Origin of the sequence: Collinsella aerofaciens (assembly GCF_028209625.1) — a bacterium.
In the GTDB taxonomy this organism is placed as follows: domain Bacteria; phylum Actinomycetota; class Coriobacteriia; order Coriobacteriales; family Coriobacteriaceae; genus Collinsella; species Collinsella aerofaciens_AM.
The window spans coordinates 1-4,323 of record NZ_JAQLDU010000032.1; the positions used below are offsets into that span (position 1 = coordinate 1).

2 protein-coding genes are annotated in these 4,323 nt (G+C 58.3%); both read left to right on the top strand.

Features of this window, described 5'->3' with window-relative positions:
• Positions 1-691 precede the first annotated feature (691 nt).
• Complete coding sequence (gene adhE / locus PMW70_RS09580; RefSeq protein ID WP_055250041.1) at positions 692-3,340, top strand: bifunctional acetaldehyde-CoA/alcohol dehydrogenase; 2,649 nt, start codon at positions 692-694, stop codon at positions 3,338-3,340.
• Between the two features lie 88 nt (positions 3,341-3,428).
• A complete protein-coding gene (locus tag PMW70_RS09585; protein WP_006236119.1) occupies positions 3,429-4,193 on the top strand; it encodes an aminoglycoside phosphotransferase family protein in 765 nt (254 codons plus the stop codon).
• Positions 4,194-4,323 lie beyond the last annotated feature (130 nt).

A 4,323-nucleotide genomic window follows, 5' to 3' on the forward strand; every position in this document is an offset into this window, starting at 1 on the left:
GCCTGGCGTTAGCATGTCGCGATTCAATCTCGAAAACAGCATTGCCCAGTTGACAAAACTATAGGAACACCCCCCTTGACCCAGAATCACTATCAGCAGATTCATTAGACAGATTCTCCGAAGTCGTGTTTTGCTGAGGGTCATTATTCACTATTACGTCAGCAAATACGCTCGTAGGAATCGTATTAAACACGAACAAAAAAGAGACGAGCCAAACGAGAGCTCGCCTGCAACGTGGCAATCTCACAAACCGCCCTTTCTACTCAACTGACATGAACCGGTAAAGGGCGACAAAATACCCAGAGGCAAAGGCATATATTTCACTCTTACTGAATGTACTGTCTGGCACATTGGTTTTAGTTTAATACCAGTGTTTTGTCTGACAAGAGAACGCGTTTATTGCCATGAAATAGAAACGACCAAAAATTAGTGTCACGACCAGCCAGAATTGATCGATGTGCATTAATTTCCTAAGACCTAATGAACAAACAATGAACAAACTCCACACCATAGCCATGGGGAAACTAGGAATTCGCCCGGAGAAGACGTTGAGCTTTTAGTTAAATAGTTAAAACGCTTCAGTTTATTGAAGCGTTTTAGTGTGCCTTTTAGAGGAATCTGACCGTTCGCCGAATAATTTCTTGCTATCATGCAAGGCGTAGGGTAAATCTCCGATCGCAAGGAGACACAAATGGTGAAAAAGTCACCGGAAAACACTACTCCCGCAATCGTGGACAACGTAGAGGCGCTTGAGGCTAAGCTCGCTCAGATGCGAGAGGCCCAGGCGCTTTTTGCTACGTACACGCAGGAGCAGGTCGACAAGATCTTCTATGAGGCCGCCATGGCCGCCAACAAGGCTCGTATCCCGTTGGCGAAGATGGCCATCGAGGAGACCGGCCGCGGCGTTCTTGAGGACAAGGTCATCAAGAACCACTACGCCGCAGAGTACATCTACAACGCTTACAAGAACACCAAGACCTGTGGTGTCCTGGAGCGCGACGAGGCTTATGGCATCACCAAGATCGCCGAGCCCATCGGTATCGTGGGCGCCGTCATCCCGACGACCAACCCCACCTCCACTGCGATCTTCAAGACGCTGATCAGCCTGAAGACCCGCAACGCCATCATCATCTCCCCGCACCCGGCTGCCGCCAAGTGCACCATCGCCGCCGCTAAGCTCGTGCTTGACGCCGCCGTCAAGGCCGGCGCCCCCGAGGGCATCATCGGCTGGGTCGATGTCCCCTCCATCGAGCTGACCAACATGGTCATGCGCGACGTCGACATCATCCTCGCCACCGGTGGCCCGGGCATGGTCAAGGCCGCCTACTCCTCGGGCAAGCCCGCCCTGGGCGTTGGCGCCGGTAACACCCCGGTCGTCATCGACGACACCGCCGACGTGCTGCTCGCCGTCAACTCCATCATCCACTCCAAGACCTTCGACAACGGCATGATCTGCGCTTCCGAGCAGTCCGTGACCGTCATCGACACCATCTATGACCAGGTTAAGGCCGAGTTCCAGAAGCGCGGCTGCTACTTCGTCAAGCAGGGTGCCGAGATGGAGGCACTGCGTGCCGCCATGTTCAAGAATGGCGCCCTCGATCACCGCATCCCCGGCATGGCTGCTGCCAAGATCGCTGAGCTCGCCGGCATCGAGGTTCCCGCCAAGACCAAGATCCTGATCGCCGAGGTCACCTCCACCGACCCCGCCAAGGAGGAGTTCTCCCACGAGAAGCTCTCCCCGGTCCTGGCCATGTATCACGCCAAGGACTTCCAGGAGGCCGTCGACAAGGCCGAGCACCTGGTGCTCGCCGGTGGCCCGGGCCACACCGCCTCTCTGTACGTGCACCCCGCCCAGGCCGAGAAGATCAGCCTGTTCGAGCACGTCATGAAGGCCTGCCGTATCGTCATCAACACCCCGTCCTCGCACGGCGGCATCGGTGACCTGTACAACTTTGGCATGAAGCCGTCTCTGACCCTGGGCTGCGGCTCCTGGGGCGGCAACTCCGTCTCCGAGAACGTTGGGGTGAAGCACTTGATCAACGTTAAGACTGTGGCCGAGCGCCGTGAGAACATGCTGTGGTTCCGCGCTCCCGAGAAGGTCTACTTCAAGAAGGGTTCCACGCCCGTCGCCCTCGACGAGCTCGGTACCGTCATGGGCAAGAAGCGCGCCTTCATCGTCACCGACCAGTTCCTCTTCAAGAATGGCAACACCCGCGCCATCGAGGCCAAGCTCGACGAGATGGGCATCGCCCACGACTGCTTCTACGACGTCGAGCCCGATCCGTCGCTGCAGTGCGCACGTCGCGGCGCCAAGCAGATGGCTCTCTTTGAGCCTGACGTGATCATCGCCGTCGGCGGTGGCTCCGCTATGGACGCCGGCAAGATCATGTGGATGATGTACGAGCACCCCGAGTGCAAGTTTGAGGACATGGCCATGGACTTCATGGACATCCGCAAGCGTATCTTCACTTTCCCCGAGATGGGCAAGAAGGCCTACTTCGTCGCCGTCCCGACCTCTTCGGGTACCGGCTCCGAGTGCACGCCGTTCGCCATCATCACCGACAAGGAGACCGGCATCAAGTGGCCGCTCGCCGACTACGCGCTGCTCCCCAACATGGCTATCGTCGACGCCGACAACTGCATGACCGCCCCGCGCGGCCTGACCGCTGCCTCCGGCATCGACGTCATGACCCACGCCATCGAGTCCTACGTCTCCATCATGGCTTCCGACTACACCAAGGGCCTCTCCGAGCGCGCTGCTAAGCTCGTCTTCGAGAACCTGCCCTCCAGCTTCACGAACGGCGCCAAGGACCCGCATGCCCGCGAGGAGATGCACAACGCCTCTTGCATGGCCGGTATGGCCTTCGCCAACGCCTTCCTGGGCCTCAACCACTCCATGGCTCACAAGCTCGGCGCCTTCCATCACCTGCCCCACGGCCTCGCCAACGCCGTCATCCTGACCCGCGTTATGCGCTACAACGCCGCCGAGGCTCCCGTCAAGATGGGTACCTTCTCCCAGTATCCTTACCCCAACGCGCTGCACAACTACGCCGAGATGGCCAAGTACTGCGGCATCGAGGGCAAGGACGACAAGGAGGTCTTCGAGAACTTCATCACGAAGCTCGAGGAGCTCAAGGACTTCATCGGCGTCAAGAAGACCATCGCCGACTACGGTGTTGACGAGCAGTACTTCCTCGACACCCTCGACGAGATGACCGAGCAGGCATTCAACGACCAGTGCACCGGCGCCAACCCGCGCTACCCGCTCATGAGCGAGATCAAGGAGCTCTACCTGGACGCCTACTACGGCCGCGAGCCTCAGGACTACGCCGTCTGCTAGTTTTAGCACGGTTTTTAACGGCGGGGGTGCACGGGTGTTTCACACACCCCCGCCGTCGCTTCTATCGCATCGTTGAAAGGATGCAACCATGCTGCTACCCGATTCCAAGACCGAGCTCGTCCGCCGTGGCAACAAGGTCGTTTACGACCTGGGCGACAAGATCGTCAAGGTCTTTAACGAGACCAAGCCTGTCTCCGACGTGTTCAACGAGGCTTTGAATCTTGCCCGCATCAATGAGTGCGGCATCCGCAGCCCCAAGGCTCTCGAGGTTTCCCAGCTCGAGAACGCCAACGGCTGGGCGCTCGTGACCGAGAAGGTTCCGGGCACCACCCTTGCCGAGAAGATGACTGCCGAGCCCCAGCGCTTTGGTGAGTACCTCGAGATGTTCGTCGACCTCCAAATCGAGATCCACGGCTACACCTCCCCGCTGCTCAACCGTCAGCGCGACAAGTTCGCCCGCATGATCGACAGCCTTGATCAGCTCAATGCCACCACGCGCTACAACCTTCAGGAGCGTCTGGACGGCATGACCAAGGAGTTCAAGGTCTGCCACGGCGACTTCAACCCCTCCAACGTCATCGTCGGCGACGACGGCCAGCTCTATGTGTGCGACTGGGCACACGCCACCCAGGGCTCCCCTGCTGCCGACGTTGCCACCACCTACCTGCTCTTCGCCCTCAACAGCAAGGATCAGGCTGAGGCCTACCTGGAGCTCTACTGCGACCGCGCCGACATGCCCATGCAGGTCGTGCGTCAGTGGACGAGCATCGTCGCCGCTTCCGAGCTCGCTCGTAAGCGCAACGTGAACGATGAGTTCCTGAAGAACTGGATCGACGTCGTCGATTATCAGTAATATCTGAGCGATTTATTTCGCATCGGAGGCACAAGAAAACCCCGCAGCTCATATGAACTGCCTCCCATTTCTTGGACACAAGAAATGGGAGGCCTTTTTATGGCTGGAAACGCTTTGTACGACGTCGGGA

Coding starts and splice junctions, on each gene's coding strand:
- adhE (WP_055250041.1), top strand. CDS start 692: ATGGTGAAAAAGTCACCGGAAAACACTACTCCCGCAATCGTGGACAAC.
- PMW70_RS09585 (WP_006236119.1), top strand. CDS start 3,429: ATGCTGCTACCCGATTCCAAGACCGAGCTCGTCCGCCGTGGCAACAAG.